Source organism: Rhodobacteraceae bacterium LMO-JJ12, from assembly GCA_021555075.1.
Lineage (GTDB): Bacteria > Pseudomonadota > Alphaproteobacteria > Rhodobacterales > Rhodobacteraceae > JAKGBX01.
The window spans coordinates 140,144-156,862 of record JAKGBX010000003.1 but is presented as its reverse complement, the minus strand read 5'-3'; the positions used below and the strand labels follow the sequence as shown (position 1 = coordinate 156,862).

The following is a 16,719-nucleotide window of genomic DNA, read 5'->3' as shown; positions in this document are numbered from 1 at the left end:
GCTCCTCAAATCTCGAACCAATTGGCAAACGGCCCCAGGTTGACGATCCGTGTCGCCCCGATCCGGCCCTCTTCGCCCCAACTGTCATGGATATGACCGCACAGCACCAACTCCGGCTGAACCCGCCGGATCGCCTCGGCCACCGCGAGCGAACCGACCGATTGGCCCGCTGACGTGCGGTCGGCCACGCCACGGGGCGGCGAATGGCTGATCAGGATGTCGGCGGCCTTGCACTCAGCCAGCATCGCCTCGGCTTCGGCTTCATCGAGATTGCATGACCATCCTTCGCCGAACGGCGGCGGCGGCACGCTATAGCCAAGACCAAACATCTTCACCCCACCAATCGCGATACCGCCGCCATGCAGCACGGCGATACCCTCTTCGACTTCGGCGCGCAGCGCCTCCGCGCTTTCGGCATTGCCCGGCACCAGAACCATCGGCGCACGAATGCCACTCAGCAGTCCCAGCGCCTCACCCAGCCCCTCGCCCATGTTGCAATAATCCCCGGCACCGATCACAAGATCAGCGTCCCGGCTGGCCGCAACCAACTCTGCGGCCTGCTTGCGGCTCGCATGGAGATCAGAAAAAGCAAGTATTCTCATGTTGCTACCTTGTATTTGACAGTTCCATCACCGACGCTCGCGCTTGGCTGAGAAACCGGTCATTCGCTCTGCATCCGGCACCGCGCGCCAGATTTCGGGTCCTCCCGACAAGGCCCTGTTCGGCGGCATCATCGCGGCGCCAAATCCCCGCGCCCCCTTGCCTATAAGCCTGACGCCGCGTCTGCAAGCGCTCCTCGACAGCGCCGCGCGCCGCACTGCAAAAACGGCTTGCCCGACACACCGACCGGCGCATAATTCACCACCGCGTTGCTGAAAAAGCTTCTGGCACTCAAATTCTGGCGCGCTCACGCTCACAGCCGGTCGCGTCATGCACCGCCCGCCAGCTTTGCCTTGACGCTCAACAAATCCGCCCAGGTCTCGCGCTTGGCAGCTGGCTGACGCAAGAGATAGGCCGGATGAAACATCGCCAATGCCGGGCGTCCAAAGGCTTCGCTCCATTGCCCCCGCAGACGCATGATGCCGCGCTTTCCAAGAACGGCCTGACAGGCGGTATTGCCCATCAAAACAACCACTTCGGGATCAATCAGCGCGACATGGCGTTCAAGAAACGGCAACATCATCGCGATTTCCTCGGGTTTGGGATCGCGGTTCTGCGGCGGGCGCCAGGGCATGACATTGGTGATATAGACTGGCGCCTCCTCGCGGTCGCGCCCCATCTCGATGGCCCCGAGCATCCGGTCAAGCAATTGCCCGGCCCGACCGACAAAGGGCTTTCCTGCGATATCTTCCTCGCGCCCCGGCGCCTCGCCGATAATCATCAGCCGCGCCGCGGGCAAACCATCGGCAAACACCAACTGGCGCGCGCCGCGCTTGAGTTCGCAATGCTCATAGGCCGCCATCGCAGCCGCAAGTGCTGCCAGATCGCCCGCCCCCGCCGCCGCTTTGCGTGCCTCGCCAACCGGATCGCGCTCCTCGGCCTGCTGCGCTCTGGCCACCGGGGCGACCGCTGCAACCGAAGCCGCGACAGGTGCCTGCGCGCGCGCCAACTCCGCCGTCGCCAATGCATAGCGATCAACGGGCGCTTCCCCGATGGCTTCATCGGCGCCCAGTTCCATCTGCCATTCCAGAGCGGCTTTCGCCTCGTAATATCCCAGACCCGATTCCATGCGCCCAAGTCTAACCGATCACGCGAGCGGCCTGAACCACCGATATCACCCTCGGCATCACCCAATGTTTTGCGCCACCAGCGGCGCTGCGACGGGGCCTTCGCCCTTCATCTTGCTACAAATATCCAAAATCCGCGCCAGAACACCCAGACCCACCGCCGCAATCCTGGCCCCCTGCCCGCAGATCATCCGCGATTCCACCCAGAACCGCTAGACTCCGCCCCATGCCCTTCCTATAACCCACCGAAATCGACGAAGAGACATGTTATGAGCTTTGTGCACCGACATCTTCTGGGGATCGAGGCGCTCTCGCCCGTCGACATCACCACCATTCTCGATCTGGCCGAGCAATATGTCACGCTCAACCGCTCCGCGCACAAGCATTCCGATGCCCTTGCCGGACTCACCCAGATCAACATGTTCTTCGAGAATTCGACCCGCACCCTGGCCAGTTTTGAGCTGGCAGGCAAGCGGCTTGGCGCCGACGTGATGAACATGGCGATGCAGGCCAGTTCGATCAAAAAGGGCGAAACCCTGATCGACACCGCCCTCACCCTCAACGCCATGCACCCCGATCTTTTGATCGTGCGCCATCCCCACTCCGGCGCCGTCGATCTCTTGTCCCAGAAGGTCAATTGCGCCGTGCTCAACGCCGGTGACGGGCGTCACGAACACCCCACACAGGCGCTGCTCGATGCCCTGACCATCCGGCGCGCCAAAGGCCGCCTGCACCGCCTTTCGATTGCGATCTGCGGCGACATCGCCCATTCCCGGGTTGCCCGCTCCAACATCCTGCTCTTGGGCAAGATGGAAAACCGCGTGCGCCTTGTCGGCCCCACCACCTTGATGCCCAGCCAGATTGGCGAATTCGGCGTCGAGGTCTTTGACGACATGCGCGAAGGCCTAAAAGACGTCGATGTGGTGATGATGCTGCGCCTTCAACGCGAGCGTATGGATGGCGGCTTTATCCCGTCCGAGCGCGAATATTTTTACCGATACGGGCTTGATGCCGAAAAGCTTGCGCTTGCCAAGCCCGACGCCATCGTCATGCACCCCGGCCCGATGAATCGCGGCGTCGAGATTGACGGCGAAATCGCCGATGACATCACCCGCTCGGTCATTCAGGAACAGGTCGAAATGGGCGTCGCCGTGCGCATGGCCGCGATGGACCTTTTGGCGCGCAACCTGACGCGCCCGCCAACATCGGTGATGGCATGAGCGCACCGATAGAAATCGAACCCGGCGAACGCGGGCGCTTGCGTCTGTTCACCGTCAGCCTTGATGACGCCGCCCTGCGTGATCGCATCAACCCCGATCTTCCCGCCGACCCCGAGCGCCCCTTCGTTGCCGCCGCGCCCACGCTGCTCAACCAACCCGCGCTTGATCTCCCCCAGGTCGAACTCTTTGACGTGGCCGATCTCGCCGGGCTGGGCCTACCCGGCTATCTTGCCACCGCCTATGATATCACTGATGAGCAGATCGCACCGCTGCGCAGCAAGCTCAACGCGCTCGACGGCTACATTCTCTTGCTGCTCTCCGAGGCGCTGCCCGCCCCCGGCCCGCTTGCCCCGGAACCTGCCCTTACCCTGATCGCCACATTTGACACCCCGCAGGCCGAGATTTCGATGAAGCGGCTGACCTCAGACACCGGTCGCGGAACGCTCACGCCCCCCCAATCAGCCCCCCCACCCCAAGGCCGCTCGGCCCCGAGCGGCGCATTGATCCTGACGGCGGTGATTGCCGCCGCCCTATTGCTCTGGGCGGGCATCGCCCTGCTTAAATAACCAAGGCGTGCGTGAAATGAGCGAAGATCCCAAAGACCCGAAAATGAGTGGCCGCGTCGCAACCGTGGCGCTCCTCGTGCTCTTCGCCATCGCCGCGCTCATGGTCTGGGTCGCGGGATGAGCACGCCCGCCCCGCCCGTCACGCCCCTGCTTTCGGGCGAGCGGCTACTGGCCAGCTGGCAACCCCAGCTTCAGCTATTTGCCCACCGCGCAGCCCTCCTTAGCTTTGTGACCGCGCTGGCGCTGGCCAGTCTCGGCTATCTGACGCTCATCCAATGGCTCATCGCAGTACCGGTCTCTACGGTGATTTTTGTGGTGATCTTTGATGATCTCACAACATGGTTTCGCCACCGCAACGACCGCTGGTTCCTGACCGACCGCCGCCTGATCTATGAACGCCTCCAAGCGCCCGAAGAAAATGCCGCCATTTCCTTGGATCAACTGGCTTGGCTGCGCCCTTGGGCGTGGTGGGCGCTGCGTATCGGTTTTTCCGCAGGCACCTCCACGACAATGCAATTCGTCCCCCGCCCGCGTGACATCCGCACTCGCATCCTGAATGCCAAGGCGGGTTTCGAGGATGGTAAGAATGACTAAAGCGCCCGAACTGCATTATTCCAACACCCCCGATTCCCCCCTGGCGGAAGGCGAAGAACTTCTGGTCAGCCTCACCCCCGACCGCGCCACCTATCTGCGCGATCATGCCGTTATGGCGGCAATAGCCATGGCGCTCGGCATGGCGATCCTCTGGGCTCTGGGCAATCCGCATGTCTGGACCGGCGCCATTGGCGGTCTGGCAGCGATAGCCCTGCGCGGCTGGTATGTCGCCTCGGATGAATTGGCCCAGCGCTGGGATCTGACCAACCGCCGCCTTCTCGGCCCCGGTGGGCGCGCCCTGCGTCTCGGCGATATCCAGAAGGTCAATGCGCTGCTTTCGGTGGTGCAGGTTGTCACGCTCACGGGCGGCAAACACCTGATCAAGTATCAACCCGACAGCAACGCCACCAAAGTCCTGATCGAGCGCATTTGTGGCGGGGGCCGACCATGAATACCGCCGCCCCTACCACGGCCCCCGGATGGGACGGCATCCTCGACCCCGGCGAAAAGATCGTCTGGCAGGACCGCCCCGACGCGCGCATCAGCTTTGCCGGGCGCGCGCCGATGCAGATGATCATGGGCGTATTCTTCACCGGTTTCGCGCTGTTCTGGATCGTTCAGGCGTCCTGGATCACCGGCCAAGATGGACTTCCCGGCTTCGTCCGGCTCTTTCCGCTGTTCGGCATCCCCTTCGTGCTGGTCGGACTCAAAATGCTGGGCGGCGACGCGCTCTGGGCGGCCTTCGTGCGTCGCCACACCTGGTATACCCTTACCAACCGGCGCGCCTTCATCGCCACCAATGTGCCGATGCGCGGGCGCACGCTTAAATCCTATGATATCGTCCCCGAAACCGATATCGAGTTTGATGGTCGCGATCCCGGCACATTGATCTTCGCCTATGAAACCCGGCGCGGCACGGCCCGCAAACCCGTCGGCTTCATCCGCATCCCCGACGCCCGCTCCGTGCTTGCCCAGATGCACGAGATCCGAAAGAGGCAAATGTCATGAAAACCCTCCTTACCAACGCCCGCCTGATCAACCCCGAAACCGGAACAGATACCCTCGGCTGGCTGCTGATAGACGGCGCCAACATCGCCGCAACGGGCGAGGCCAGCACCCCAGCGCCCACCGATCAGGCGGATCAAACGGTTGATTGCAATGGCAAATGCCTTGCCCCTGGCATCGTCGATATCGGCGTCAAGGTCTGCGAACCCGGTGAGCGCCACAAGGAAAGCTATCGCTCCGCCGGCCTCGCCGCCGCCGCTGGCGGTGTCACCACCATCGTCACTCGCCCCGATACCTTGCCCGCCACCGACACGCCGGAAACCCTCGAATTTGTGCGCCGACGCGCCAACGAGGCCGCCCCGGTGAACGTTCTGCCCATGGCCGCCCTCACCAAAGGGCGCGAAGGCCACGAGATGACCGAGATCGGCTTGCTGATGGATGCGGGCGCCGTCGCCTTCACCGATTGCGACCATGTTGTGCGCAACACCAAGGTCTATGCCCGCGCCCTCACCTACGCCCGCTCCCTTGGCGCGCTGGTCATCGCCCACGTGCAGGAACCCACCCTCTCGGACGGTGCCGCCGCCACCTCGGGAAAATTCGCCTCTCTCAGAGGTCTCGCGGCCGTCTCCCCCATGGCCGAACGCATGGCGCTCGACCGTGACATCGCACTTTTGGAGATGACCCAAACCCGCTATCACGCCGATCAGATCACCACCGCCCGCGCCCTCCCCGCGCTTGAGCGCGCCAAAAACAACGGCCTCGACATCACCGCAGGCACCTCGATTCATCACCTCACCCTCAATGAATTTGACGTCGCCAACTACCGCACCTTCTTCAAGGTCAAACCCCCGCTCAGATCCGAAGATGACCGCCTCGCCGTGGTCGGAGCCGTCGCCTCCGGCCTGATCGACATCATTTCCTCGATGCACACGCCGCAAGACGAAGAATCCAAACGCCTGCCCTTTGAAGAGGCCGCCTCGGGCGCCGTCGCGCTTGAAACCTTCCTGCCCGCCGCCCTGCGCCTCTATCATTCGGGCGATCTCACCCTGCCACAACTCTTTCGCGCCATGGCGCTCAAACCCGCCCGCCGTCTCGGCCTCTCGTGCGGGCGGCTTGCCACCGGTGCGCCCGCCGATCTGGTGGTTTTTGACGCTGACGCGCCCTTCGTGCTCGACCGTTTCACCCTGCATTCAAAATCCAAGAACACCCCGTTTGACGGCGCGCGCATGCAAGGTAAAGTGCGCACCACTTATGTCGGCGGAGAAAAGGTTTATGGCTGATGCCCCTGATTGAAGCGAGCTATCCAACCCTCGCCCTCTGGGTCGTTCTGGGCTACCTTCTGGGCTCGGTCCCCTTTGGGGTGATCGTGTCGCGCGCCATGGGTCTCGGCAATCTGCGCACCATCGGCTCGGGCAATATCGGCGCAACCAACGTGCTGCGCACCGGCTCGAAAAAGGCCGCCGCACTCACCTTGTTGCTTGATGGCGGCAAAGGCGCCGTGGCCGTACTTCTGGCCCGTGCCTTTGTCGGCGAAGACGCCGCACAGATCGCCGCACTGGCGAGCTTTCTTGGTCATTGCTACCCCGTCTGGCTCGGCTTCAAGGGCGGCAAAGGCGTGGCCACCTTCATCGGCATCATGCTGGCCCTCGCCTGGCCTGTCGGTCTGGCGGTTTGTGCCACATGGCTGGCCGCCGCCGCAATCAGCCGCACGTCGTCAATGGCCGCGCTCATAGCTGCGGGCAGCTCAACCGCGTGGATGCTGCTCTTGGACAATGGAACAGCCTTCTTCCTCGGCGTGATCCTCACCTGCCTGATCTATTGGCGCCACCGCGCCAATATTTCGCGCCTGCGCGCCGGAACCGAACCCAAGATCGGGCAGAAAAGCTAACCCGCGCGCCGCCCTTCATCGCAGTTATCCGGAGCTTGCCAATATGACCGGAACTCCGCCCAAGCACAAAACTCTGCGCCACGCGGTCCGTCTTCCGGCCTTCTTTGCCGCCCTGATCCTCGCGCCGCTGATTCCTGCGCTACTCGGCTTCCCACTGCTGATCCCCTACGTTGCGCTTTACATGGGTGGGCCGTTTTACCTGCTTCTCGGCGGACCAACACTCTATTGGATGCTGTCACGCGAACCACGCAGCGCTTGGCAAACAGCCACTGCCGCACTCGTCGTCAACACTCTTGCCTGCATTCCGATTCTTCTGGCCGCGCTTTTTATCGGCACCAAAGACCTGCGCTCGATCGCTTCGGTCTACTTCACCTATGGTGCGATGTTCTCGATGCTCTGGGGTGGTCTTTTCGGCTTGCTCTACAATTTCTTCACTCGAAAATCACGTCGCGCCGCCATTCCGCCTTCGTAACCCGACCGAACGCCCGAAATTAATCTTTTCGCGTTGTCCGCTGGCGCATTTCACCCGGCAGCCGCGAGTCAGCCGGATGTCAGCCGAGAGTCACCCCCCGGTTTTCACCCATATTCTCGATTAACTCCGGTTAATCCGCCCCGGCAAAGGTTAACGGATCAGTAGCTGAACTCGCTGTAAATCCGGCTCAGATCACCATCCCATTCGCCGTGATACTTCTCCAGCAACTCATCGGCAGGCACCTTGTCATCGGTCACCGAATCCTCCAGCGCATGCAGGAAATGGCGCTCATCCGGGATCATCCCACCGGCCCCCGGCATGGCGCGCGCGCGCAGCCCTTCGCGGGCGATTTCCAGCACATCACGCGCCAGATCGCGCATCTTGATCTTGCCGACTTGGGCCTGCAACCCGTCCACGCTCGCCGCCACGCGCAGCGCCTCGCGGGTCTCAGCATCCCAGCCCTTGGCCATATCCCAGGCGGCATCAAGTGCGGTCTGGTCATACATCAACCCAACCCAAAGGGCCGGCAGCGCACAAAGCCGCCGCCACGGGCCGCCATCGGCTCCGCGCATCTCGATATATTGCTTCAGGCGCGCCTCAGGGAAGACCGTCGTCAGATGGTCGGCCCAATCGCTCAACGTCGGCTTCTCGCCGGGCAGCGCGGGCAGCTTTCCTTCAAGAAAATCACGGAAACTCTGGCCCAGCGCATCGACATATTTACCATCGCGATAGACAAAATACATTGGCACATCGAGCACATATTGCACCCAGGATTCAAAGCCGAACCCCTCGTCGAAAACGAACGGAATCATCCCCGTGCGCGACGCGTCGAGATCGCGCCAGACCCGGCTCCGCCAGCTCTTGTGACCGTTGGGCTTGCCCTCCAGAAACGGCGAATTGGCGAACAGCGCGGTGGCCACCGGCTGAAGCGCAATCGCCACCCGCATTTTCTGCACCATGTCGGCTTCGGTGCCGAAATCAAGGTTCACCTGCACGGTGCAGGTCCGGCGCATCATAACCCGACCCATGGTGCCGACTTTTTGCATGTAGGCGTCCATCAGCTTGTAACGGCCCTTGGGCATCAACGGCATCTGTTCGTGGGTCCATTCTGGTGCCGCACCAAGCCCGATAAAGCCAACGCCCACCTTGTCGGCAACATCCTTAACCGCAACTAAATGAGTGTTAACCTCGTCGCAGGTCTGGTGGATGCTCTCCAAAGGGGCACCGGAAAGCTCCAACTGCCCTCCTGGCTCAAGGCTGACATTCGCCCCATCCTTTTGTAATCCAATAAGATTTTCGCCTTCCAGCACCGGCTCCCAGCCATAGCCGTCGCGCAATCCTTCCAACACCGCCAACACCGAACGCTCGCCGGCATAAGGGATCGGCAACAGCGTATCCTTACAATAGCCGAACTTCTCGTGTTCGGTGCCGATCCGCCAGTCTTTCTTGGGTTTACAGCCCTTTTCGAGAAATTCGGCCATCTGCTCGTGCCGCTCGATCGGGCCGCCACCGGACTGGGGAATGGACATTTGGTTAACTCCGCTCTGTTCGCGTTTGAGGGAAATCTCTGCGGTCTGCGCATCAAAGTGTCAATGCAACCGCCCCGCTTCTTTCTGCCAAATGACAAAGACGTGTGGCTCTGTAGACCCGGACGCCTCGATAACCTTTTGGTAATCTGCACCGGGAAAACCGGCCAGCGAATCAAACAATCTCTCGCCCCCCACGGCAGATGCCGGAATACGCGCGCCATATCCGTTGTTCTGAAAAAAGCGCCAGAACAGATCATCCTCAACCGGCCCCCCACCGGTGGTTTCGATCTCAATCCGGATCACCGCCGGAAGTGTCACAATCGCGCCATTCTCAGGGTGCAGATAGCTCAACTGGCCTTCGTCCAGCTCAACAACCCCCGGCCCGCCGCTGCGCGGCCTGACCCGCGCGCGCTGCAACCCGGCAATCAATAACGACAGCCCAACAACCAAAACTACCCAGCCAAGCCAGCCCATGACCCCAAACGACCCAAACGCCCAATTCGCCCCCAGCGCCGTGATAACAGCCCCGAGCAACACCTCGCGCCAACGCCACAACGCCGCGCGCACTTCGGGCCGGATAAAGTTCACCGCCAGTCCCCCAATTGAGTCTGCCACAAGGTCATCGCCGCCACCGCCGCCGTATCAGCACGCAAGATGCGCGGCCCCAAAGCCACCGGATGGGCAAACTCAAGCGCCGAAAGCCGTGCCCGCTCAGCCTCTGAAAACCCTCCCTCAGGCCCGATCAAGATCGCCCATGGCTGCCCTGCAAGATCGCTCGGAAGCGCAAAAGATCCACCCGCCAGTGCCTCATCGCAAAACATCAATTGCCGCCCCTCAGGCCAATCCGCCAACTTCCTCTCCAACCGGGCCAAACCCTCGACTTCCGGCACAAAAACGCCACCGCATTGCTCTGCCGCCTCAACCGCATGGGCTTGCAGGCGATCCTGCCGAATACGCTCGGAATTGGTGAAATCGGTCTGCACCGGGCATATTTTTGACGCCCCCATCTCGGCGGCCTTCTCAACGATGAAATCGGTGCGCGCCTTCTTGATCGGGGCAAACATCAACCACAGGTCGGGCGGATTGCGCTGCTCCGCCGATTGCGCGCGGCACTCCAATATCCCGTTCCGCTTGCCCGCATGGACAACTTCGGCCTGCCACTCACCATCGCGCCCATTGAACAACGCAACCGCATCGCCAACGCTCAATCGCATCACCCCGAAAAGATAATGCGCCTGATCGCGGTCCAAAGGAACCGATTGCCCTGCCCCAAGCGGGTGCTCTACATACAATCTGATTTTTGCCATTTTCATGGGCCGAGCATATGAGCACTTCAAATCAGACACCAGAGCCGGAAGGTCAGGTTGCCGATGCCGTGAAAGGCAACTGGGTTGACCGTTTCGCCCCCGTCTGGTCACGCCCCTATCTTCGCCTGTCACGCGCAGACCGGCCAATCGGCACCTGGCTTTTGCTACTGCCATGCTGGTGGGGTCTGACGCTCGCCATGCTGCATGACGGACAGGCACGCTGGTTTGATCTGTGGATATTTCTATCCTGCGGCGCCGGGGCGTTCCTCATGCGCGGCGCGGGCTGCACCTGGAATGATATCACCGACCGCGACATCGACGGGCGCGTCGAACGCACGCGTTCGCGCCCCATCCCCTCGGGTCAGGTCAGCACCAAGCAAGCCACCGGCTGGATGCTCCTGCAAGCCCTTGTCGCCTTCGCTATCCTTCTGACATTCAACAAAAATGCTATCATGCTTGGCTTCCTGTCGCTGCTCCCCGTGGCGATCTATCCATTCGCCAAACGCTTTACATGGTGGCCGCAAGTCTTCCTCGGTCTCGCCTTCAACTGGGGCGCGCTCTTAGCTTGGACGGCCCATACCGGAACGCTCGAAACTCCGGCGCTGATCCTCTATGTCGCAGGCATCGCATGGACGCTGTTTTATGACACAATCTATGCCCATCAAGACACCGAGGACGACGCCTTGATCGGAGTGAAATCCACCGCGCGGCTTTTCGGGGACGAGTCGCCAACATGGCTGCGCCGCTTCATGGTGGCCACGGTCTCGCTCCTTGGGCTGGCGATCATCACCGCCATGGTCGGATTCAACGATAATCCGCTGGCGCTTCTTCTAGCTCTGGCCGGAGCCTGCGCAATGGGGTGGCACATGGTCTGGCAGTTGCGAGTCCTCAAGCTTGACGACAATGACCGTCTGATCATGCTGTTTCGCTCAAATCGCGATACAGGTTTGATCCCTTTGCTGTTTTTCGCCTGCGCCCTATTCCTGTGATTGCAACCCGCAGCGCCACGCACTAGACAACAGACCAACACCACCGACGTTGCAGGTTCAATGCGCCTTTCCGCCATGTTCACCATTGCCGCTACCTTCGTCGCGGCCGCCCTAGCAAGCCTGTTCGCAGCCAGCTTTGCTGTGACTCTGATTGAAGAAACGTCGGAGTTTGGTGTACGCGAAGCGTTGGATCGGCGCGGATTGACCTGGGCCGAGGTCCATGCCGACGGGCTTCAGGTCTTCATTACCGGCACCGCCCCGAGCGAAGCCAACAGATTCCTCGCCCTCTCCACAGCCGGAGAGATTGTCGATGCGGCGCGGGTGATCGACAAGCTGGAAATGGCCGCGGCCAAGGATCTGACCCCGCCTCGCTTCTCAATTGAAATTCTGCGCAATGATTCCGGCATCTCGCTGATCGGTCTGATCCCGGCCGCGACCGACAACGAACAGATGCTCGAAGATCTCAAGGACAGTTTCGGCGAAGATCAGGTGGCCGACCTGCTCGACGTGGCCGACTACCCCGTGCCCAACGGTTGGGAAAAGGCGCTCGATTTCGGTCTGCGTTCGCTCAAATCACTGCCGCGCTCAAAAATTTCGATCGACGCCAACAGCGTTCATATCACAGCCATGTCCGACAGCGCAGATGCCAAACGCAAGCTGCAATCCGAACTGACCCGGCGCGCGCCCGATGGTGTCGCCGTGACGCTCAACATCTCGGCCCCTCGCCCGGTGATTACCCCGTTTTCGCTGCGCTTCCTGATCGATGAAAACGGCGCCCGCTTCGATAGCTGTTCAGCCGACTCAGCCCAGTCCCAGAGCCGCATCCTGAACGCCGCCCGCGCCGCCGGGCTTGAGGATGACAAGGCGGTTTGCACCATCGGGCTTGGCGTGCCCTCGCCGAACTGGGCCATTGCTACCGAAATGGCCATCGCTTCGGTGGCCAAACTGGGCCAGGGCACGGTGACATTCGCCGACGCCGACATTTCGCTGCTCGCGATAGAAGGCACTGATCCCGCCCTCTTCGACCAAGTGGTCGGTGAGCTGGAGAATAACCTGCCCGATGTCTTCAGCCTGCATGCTGTATTGCCTGAAACGCCCGAAGCCAACAGCAGCGGCCCCCCCGAATTTGTCGCCACGCTCTCACCCGAGGGCTTGTTGCACCTACGTGGCCGGGTAAGCGATGAATTGGCCCGCGAATCCACCATCAGCTTTGCCAAAGCGCGCTTTGGATCCGACTCGGTGCACAGCTCGGCGCGGGTCGACGAAACACTGTCGCGCGACTGGCCGGTTCGGGTGCTTACCGGGCTCAACGCGCTCGCGTATCTCTCCAACGGCGCCGTCACCATCACTCCCGACAACATGCAGGTGCTGGGCAATACCGGCAACCCCGAGGCAAATGCCGAAATCTCGCGCATGTTGTCGGAAAAGCTGGGTGACGCCGAAAGCTTCGACATCAACATCACCTATCAGGAAAAGCTCGACCCGGTAGCTGGCTTGCCGACACCCGATGAATGCATCGCCGAAATCAAGGCAATTCAGGCCGAGCGCAAGATCTCGTTTGAACCGGGCTCCGACACAATTGACGGCGCCTCGCGCAAGACCGTCGATGCGATTGCCGAAGTTCTGAAAAAATGCGGCCCGATTCAGCTTGTGATCAGCGGCCATACCGATAGCCAGGGCCGCGAAGAGATGAACCAACAACTTAGCCAGGCCCGCGCCCAGGCGGTCCTCAACGGATTGCGCGCGCGCCGTGTTCTTACCTCGTCATACAATGCCGTCGGCCATGGCGAGACGCAGCCGATTGCCGATAACAAGACCGAGGAAGGCCGCGAGGAAAACCGCCGGATCGAATTCGACCTGGTCCGCCCCGAGCCGATCGAAGAAGTGAAAACCACGCTGGAAAGTGCAGAACAATTGCCCGAAACGCCAGAGCAGGGCGAAGAGGACGCGCACGGTGAACCGGGCGATCCGGGTGACGCATCAGACGAAGGAGTTCCCGATGACACGAACTGAGTTCATCATTGCTACCGCGATCATCCTGTTCGTCGCCTTTTGTACCGGCTGGTTCGCCAATTGGCTGATCCACCGCTTCACCCGCGTGGCGCGTTCCGACGTCGAAGAACTCGACCGCATGGCACAAGAACTGCACGAAGCCGAAGAGACCCGCGATCAGGCCATTACCTATCTGCAACAACGCGAGGCTGAATTGACCAACCAGCTAAGCCAGACCGAAGCCGAGCTTGGAGCAGCCATGGAAGGCTTGCGCGATGCCCGCTACGAGGCCGAAGAACTGCGCGGCGAACTTGAACGGGCCAGAGGCGCCTAACAACAACGATCAGCCTGCCGCGCCCGGTATAGCACCCCTATAGACAGGGCCAGAAAAGACCTATTGCGCCGGGCTAATCACCAACTCCGACACCCCTGCCAGCCGCGCCAACCGCCCTAATTCGGCCTCAAGCCGGGTTTGACGCGCATTGCTCCATTTCACCCCCGGTTCGACCCATGTCTGCATGTGTTGCAAAACGCCCGTGGCCCGATCCGCCTTGGCCTCGATGCGCCCTACAAACCGATCCCCCTCAAGCAGCGGGTAAACGTAATACCCCCATTTGCGCTTGGCCGCTGGCACGAACATCTCAACGCGATACTCAAATCCAAACAGCCGCGCCAGCCGGTTGCGATCCCGGATCACCGGATCAAACGGGTTGAGAATGCGCATTCGTGCGGTCGGCTTTTCCAACGCCGCCAGCCGCGCCTCGATATCCGGCACCGCCCAGCCACTGCTTACGCTGCCATCGGCGTTCTCGATCTCCACCGCCACCAGCCCACCCGACGCACGTTCCAGCCACCCCTTGACCTCGCGTGCCGACATCGCGTCCCAAAACCGCTGAATCTCACCCGCGCTGCCAAACCCCATCCGCGTCAATGCGGCGCGGCAGAGCCAATCAATCTGCGCTTCCTCTGCCATCGCCACCTCGCGCAATGCCTTGGGGAACACCCGTTCGCCCAGATCATAGAACTTGGTGAAATTCTCCCGGTGGCAGGTGGCCAATTCGCCCGCATACCACATGTAATCCAGCGCCAGTTTGTGTGGCGGGCGCGACCACATCTCGCGCTTGCCGTCCACCTTGGTATCAAACGCATGGGTCGAAAGCGGCCCCTCCCGCTCAATCCGCGCCTTGATCTCTGCACGTCCCTCGGCGTCGGGCATCCCCTTCCACCAACCGGCTTTGATGATCCGCGCGGCCCTACGGTCGAACTGCCGTTGCCACATCGGAAGGAATTCCATCGGCAACACGCTGGCATCATGGGTGAAGTGTTCGAAAACATGGCGCTGCCTCAAATGCTTGCCCAGCATCGGTTCGCGATAGTTCTGATTGCGCGACCACAGGATATGGTGATGCGCACGCGCGATCACCCGGATCGTATCAAGCTGCACAAAGCCCAGATCGTGGATCATCTGGCCAAGATCAATCTTGCCCGTCGGCGCACTGGCCAACCCCTGCGCCGACAGCCAAAGCCACCGCGCCGCGCGGTTGGAAATCCTTAGGGGCGTCATGTTCGGGCTCCGCATCTCATCACGCCACGCTATCGCAAGCGCCCGGCCAGTGGAAACCCAGAACCTGCGTCTTAAGCGCCGGTCAGGATCTGCCCGATTTTCAAAGCCCGCGTCGCGCTGCCATCAACCTTAAGCTTGCCCGACATCACCGCCATCACCGGATTTTGCGAGCCATCCATGATGGCACGAAACACACCCTCGCTGGCGCTTAGCGTCACATCCACCGCACCATCACCTTCGCGCGCGCCGGTCTCATCCATCATCACGCTGCCGACCCCGGTGATCACCAGCTTCGCACTGCCCTTCAGCACACCGTGCACCCGCGGCTGCAACGCGGCCAGAAATTCGTCCATGACAGTTACCATCTCGCACTCTCCCAGAGGTTCGCGAAACCAACTGCCGTCTGCGCTGTCCCCGCGCAAGCCTGCCTTGGCGTCAAGACCGCACGCCACTACCAACGCGCCAACGCATCCTCGTCCTCGTCCTTTGCCGCCACCCATTCGCCGCCTTCGGCGGTGAATTCCTTCTTCCAGAACGGAGCGCGGGATTTCAGGTAATCCATCAGAAATTCTGCTGCGTGAAACGCATCGCCGCGATGCCGCGCAGCCGTGGCCACCATCATGATCATCTCGCCAGGGCGCAGCACACCATAGCGATGAATCACCAGAACATCGCCCAACCCAAAACGTGCCTTGGCCTCCTGAGCCTGCGCCATCAGCGCACCTTCGGTCATTCCCGGATAATGTTCAATTTCCATCCGGTCCAACCCCCCGCCCACCAGATCGCGCACGATCCCGGTAAAGGTCACAACCGCGCCCGATTCCGTGTGGCCCTGGGCAAATCCTTCGGCCTCGGCCCCGAAATCAAACGGTGCCTCTTGCACCCGAATGTCCACCACCTCAGCCCCCCGTCATCGGCGGAAAAAACGCCACTTCGCGCACGCCTTCCAGCGGTGCGTTGAAATCCGCCAATTCCTGATCCAGCGCCACGCGCAACGCCCCCAGATCGGCAAATGCTGCCTCGTAACGCGCCTCGCGCCCGCGTAACTCGTCAATCAATTCGGCCACTGTCGCCGCTCCGGTTTTCACCGTCTCGCGCGGCACGCCGATACGCTCACGCACCCAAGCGAAATAGAGCACCTCCATCACCCATCCTCCTTGAGATAAGGTGCCGCCTTGCGCAGGTAATCAAACCCGCTCACCAGCGTCAGCAACGCCGCAAACCAAAGCAACACCACGCCCAGGTTGCCCGACCAGATCCAGGCAGAAAGCTTCCAGCGCAACCCCAGCACATCCTCTTCAACGCCGCTCAGAACCGCATCAAGCGTCAAATCATCCATGCCAAACGTCGACATTCCATAATAGTGTTCGAACATGCCATGGGCAAATAGCACCGCAATTGCCACCATCTGCAATGTCGTCTTCCACTTGGCCAGATTGGTGACCTTCAATGTTCCCGCCGTATCCCCAAGGAATTCGCGCAAACCCGAAACGAACACTTCGCGAAAAATGATGATCGTCGCGGGCAGCACAAGCCAAGGCGTCCAGGCGGTGTTGGAATAGCCACAGATCACCAGAAGCGCGATCAGAACCATCACCTTGTCCGCAATCGGATCAAGCATCGTTCCCAGCTTGGTCTCCTGCTTCCACGCCCGCGCGAGATACCCATCAAACCAATCGGTGACCGACGCGCTCACGAACAGCAAAAGCGCAAACCAATCCGCATAGGGCCGGGTAAAATACAAAAACATCACCGGTACCATCGGCGCCGCCAGAAGCCGCAGAGCGGTCAGGATATTGGGGATCGTCCATCTCATACCGCAATATCTAACCTGCTTTGAACGTGCGGGAAAGAAGGTTGCTGCGC

21 protein-coding genes are annotated in these 16,719 nt (G+C 61.2%); 11 read left to right on the top strand and 10 right to left on the bottom strand.

Annotation, left to right across the window (positions count from 1 at the left end; all coding sequences use genetic code 11):
• Positions 1–5 precede the first annotated feature (5 nt).
• Positions 6–602 carry a metallophosphoesterase family protein gene (locus LZG00_17070; GenBank protein MCF3595707.1) on the bottom strand — a complete coding sequence of 199 codons (597 nt, stop codon included), beginning with the start codon at positions 600–602 and terminating at the stop codon, positions 6–8.
• A gap of 326 nt (positions 603–928) precedes the next feature.
• Positions 929–1,729: a uracil-DNA glycosylase gene (locus LZG00_17065; GenBank protein MCF3595706.1), complete on the bottom strand. Its 801-nt coding sequence runs from the start codon at positions 1,727–1,729 to the stop codon at positions 929–931.
• 267 nt (positions 1,730–1,996) lie between these two features.
• Here LZG00_17065 and LZG00_17060 point away from each other — a divergent pair, with 267 nt between their 5' ends.
• The 8 genes from LZG00_17060 (at position 1,997) to LZG00_17025 (ending at position 7,472) form a co-directional block, all read left to right on the top strand.
• The gene (locus tag LZG00_17060; protein MCF3595705.1) at positions 1,997–2,947 is read left to right on the top strand and encodes an aspartate carbamoyltransferase catalytic subunit; all 951 of its coding nucleotides are present in this window, start codon (positions 1,997–1,999) and stop codon (positions 2,945–2,947) included.
• Positions 2,944–3,513: a hypothetical protein gene (locus LZG00_17055; GenBank protein ID MCF3595704.1), complete on the top strand. Its 570-nt coding sequence runs from the start codon at positions 2,944–2,946 to the stop codon at positions 3,511–3,513. Before LZG00_17060 ends, LZG00_17055 begins: the two co-directional genes overlap by 4 nt.
• 117 nt (positions 3,514–3,630) lie before the next feature.
• Positions 3,631–4,107 carry a hypothetical protein gene (locus tag LZG00_17050; protein MCF3595703.1) on the top strand — a complete coding sequence of 159 codons (477 nt, stop codon included), beginning with the start codon at positions 3,631–3,633 and terminating at the stop codon, positions 4,105–4,107.
• The gene (locus LZG00_17045; GenBank protein ID MCF3595702.1) at positions 4,100–4,558 is read left to right on the top strand and encodes a hypothetical protein; all 459 of its coding nucleotides are present in this window, start codon (positions 4,100–4,102) and stop codon (positions 4,556–4,558) included. The genes LZG00_17050 and LZG00_17045 overlap by 8 nt, the downstream gene beginning before the upstream one ends.
• The gene (locus tag LZG00_17040; protein MCF3595701.1) at positions 4,555–5,115 is read left to right on the top strand and encodes an aspartate carbamoyltransferase catalytic subunit; all 561 of its coding nucleotides are present in this window, start codon (positions 4,555–4,557) and stop codon (positions 5,113–5,115) included. The genes LZG00_17045 and LZG00_17040 overlap by 4 nt, the downstream gene beginning before the upstream one ends.
• A complete protein-coding gene (pyrC, locus tag LZG00_17035) occupies positions 5,112–6,392 on the top strand; it encodes a dihydroorotase (GenBank protein ID MCF3595700.1) in 1,281 nt (426 codons plus the stop codon). The genes LZG00_17040 and pyrC overlap by 4 nt, the downstream gene beginning before the upstream one ends.
• Complete coding sequence (gene plsY, locus LZG00_17030; protein ID MCF3595699.1) at positions 6,392–7,000, top strand: glycerol-3-phosphate 1-O-acyltransferase PlsY; 609 nt, start codon at positions 6,392–6,394, stop codon at positions 6,998–7,000. The genes pyrC and plsY overlap by 1 nt, the downstream gene beginning before the upstream one ends.
• Positions 7,001–7,043: 43 nt before the next feature.
• Positions 7,044–7,472: a hypothetical protein gene (locus LZG00_17025; GenBank protein ID MCF3595698.1), complete on the top strand. Its 429-nt coding sequence runs from the start codon at positions 7,044–7,046 to the stop codon at positions 7,470–7,472.
• Between the two features lie 158 nt (positions 7,473–7,630).
• Here LZG00_17025 and LZG00_17020 read toward each other — a convergent pair whose 3' ends face one another.
• Genes LZG00_17020 through LZG00_17010 form a run of 3 tightly spaced genes read right to left on the bottom strand, consistent with a single transcriptional unit; the run spans position 7,631 to position 10,314 of the window.
• Positions 7,631–9,001: a glutamate--cysteine ligase gene (locus tag LZG00_17020; protein MCF3595697.1), complete on the bottom strand. Its 1,371-nt coding sequence runs from the start codon at positions 8,999–9,001 to the stop codon at positions 7,631–7,633.
• A gap of 60 nt (positions 9,002–9,061) precedes the next feature.
• On the bottom strand, positions 9,062–9,589 hold the full coding sequence (locus LZG00_17015; GenBank protein MCF3595696.1) for a hypothetical protein: 528 nt from the start codon (positions 9,587–9,589) through the stop codon (positions 9,062–9,064).
• Positions 9,586–10,314 carry a 16S rRNA (uracil(1498)-N(3))-methyltransferase gene (locus tag LZG00_17010; GenBank protein MCF3595695.1) on the bottom strand — a complete coding sequence of 243 codons (729 nt, stop codon included), beginning with the start codon at positions 10,312–10,314 and terminating at the stop codon, positions 9,586–9,588. The genes LZG00_17015 and LZG00_17010 overlap by 4 nt, the downstream gene beginning before the upstream one ends.
• An 11-nt stretch (positions 10,315–10,325) precedes the next feature.
• On the opposite strand from LZG00_17010, the gene ubiA reads away from it, so the two are divergent.
• Genes ubiA through LZG00_16995 form a run of 3 tightly spaced genes read left to right on the top strand, consistent with a single transcriptional unit; the run spans position 10,326 to position 13,623 of the window.
• Positions 10,326–11,297: a 4-hydroxybenzoate octaprenyltransferase gene (gene ubiA, locus LZG00_17005; protein MCF3595694.1), complete on the top strand. Its 972-nt coding sequence runs from the start codon at positions 10,326–10,328 to the stop codon at positions 11,295–11,297.
• 60 nt (positions 11,298–11,357) lie between these two features.
• A complete protein-coding gene (locus LZG00_17000) occupies positions 11,358–13,310 on the top strand; it encodes an OmpA family protein (protein MCF3595693.1) in 1,953 nt (650 codons plus the stop codon).
• Positions 13,297–13,623 carry an MICOS complex subunit MIC60 gene (locus LZG00_16995; protein ID MCF3595692.1) on the top strand — a complete coding sequence of 109 codons (327 nt, stop codon included), beginning with the start codon at positions 13,297–13,299 and terminating at the stop codon, positions 13,621–13,623. Before LZG00_17000 ends, LZG00_16995 begins: the two co-directional genes overlap by 14 nt.
• A 60-nt stretch (positions 13,624–13,683) precedes the next feature.
• On the opposite strand, the gene LZG00_16990 is transcribed toward LZG00_16995, so the two are convergent.
• From LZG00_16990 to pgsA, 5 genes are all read right to left on the bottom strand, one after another.
• Positions 13,684–14,853 carry a winged helix DNA-binding domain-containing protein gene (locus LZG00_16990; protein MCF3595691.1) on the bottom strand — a complete coding sequence of 390 codons (1,170 nt, stop codon included), beginning with the start codon at positions 14,851–14,853 and terminating at the stop codon, positions 13,684–13,686.
• Positions 14,854–14,924: 71 nt separating this feature from the next.
• The gene (locus tag LZG00_16985; protein MCF3595690.1) at positions 14,925–15,218 is read right to left on the bottom strand and encodes an SCP2 sterol-binding domain-containing protein; all 294 of its coding nucleotides are present in this window, start codon (positions 15,216–15,218) and stop codon (positions 14,925–14,927) included.
• A gap of 86 nt (positions 15,219–15,304) precedes the next feature.
• Positions 15,305–15,748, bottom strand: coding sequence for a molybdenum cofactor biosynthesis protein MoaE (locus LZG00_16980; GenBank protein MCF3595689.1), 444 nt, complete (start codon positions 15,746–15,748; stop codon positions 15,305–15,307).
• Between the two features lie 4 nt (positions 15,749–15,752).
• Positions 15,753–15,998, bottom strand: coding sequence for a molybdopterin converting factor subunit 1 (gene moaD, locus LZG00_16975; protein MCF3595688.1), 246 nt, complete (start codon positions 15,996–15,998; stop codon positions 15,753–15,755).
• A complete protein-coding gene (pgsA, locus tag LZG00_16970; GenBank protein ID MCF3595687.1) occupies positions 15,998–16,669 on the bottom strand; it encodes a CDP-diacylglycerol--glycerol-3-phosphate 3-phosphatidyltransferase in 672 nt (223 codons plus the stop codon). The genes moaD and pgsA overlap by 1 nt, the downstream gene beginning before the upstream one ends.
• Positions 16,670–16,719 lie beyond the last annotated feature (50 nt).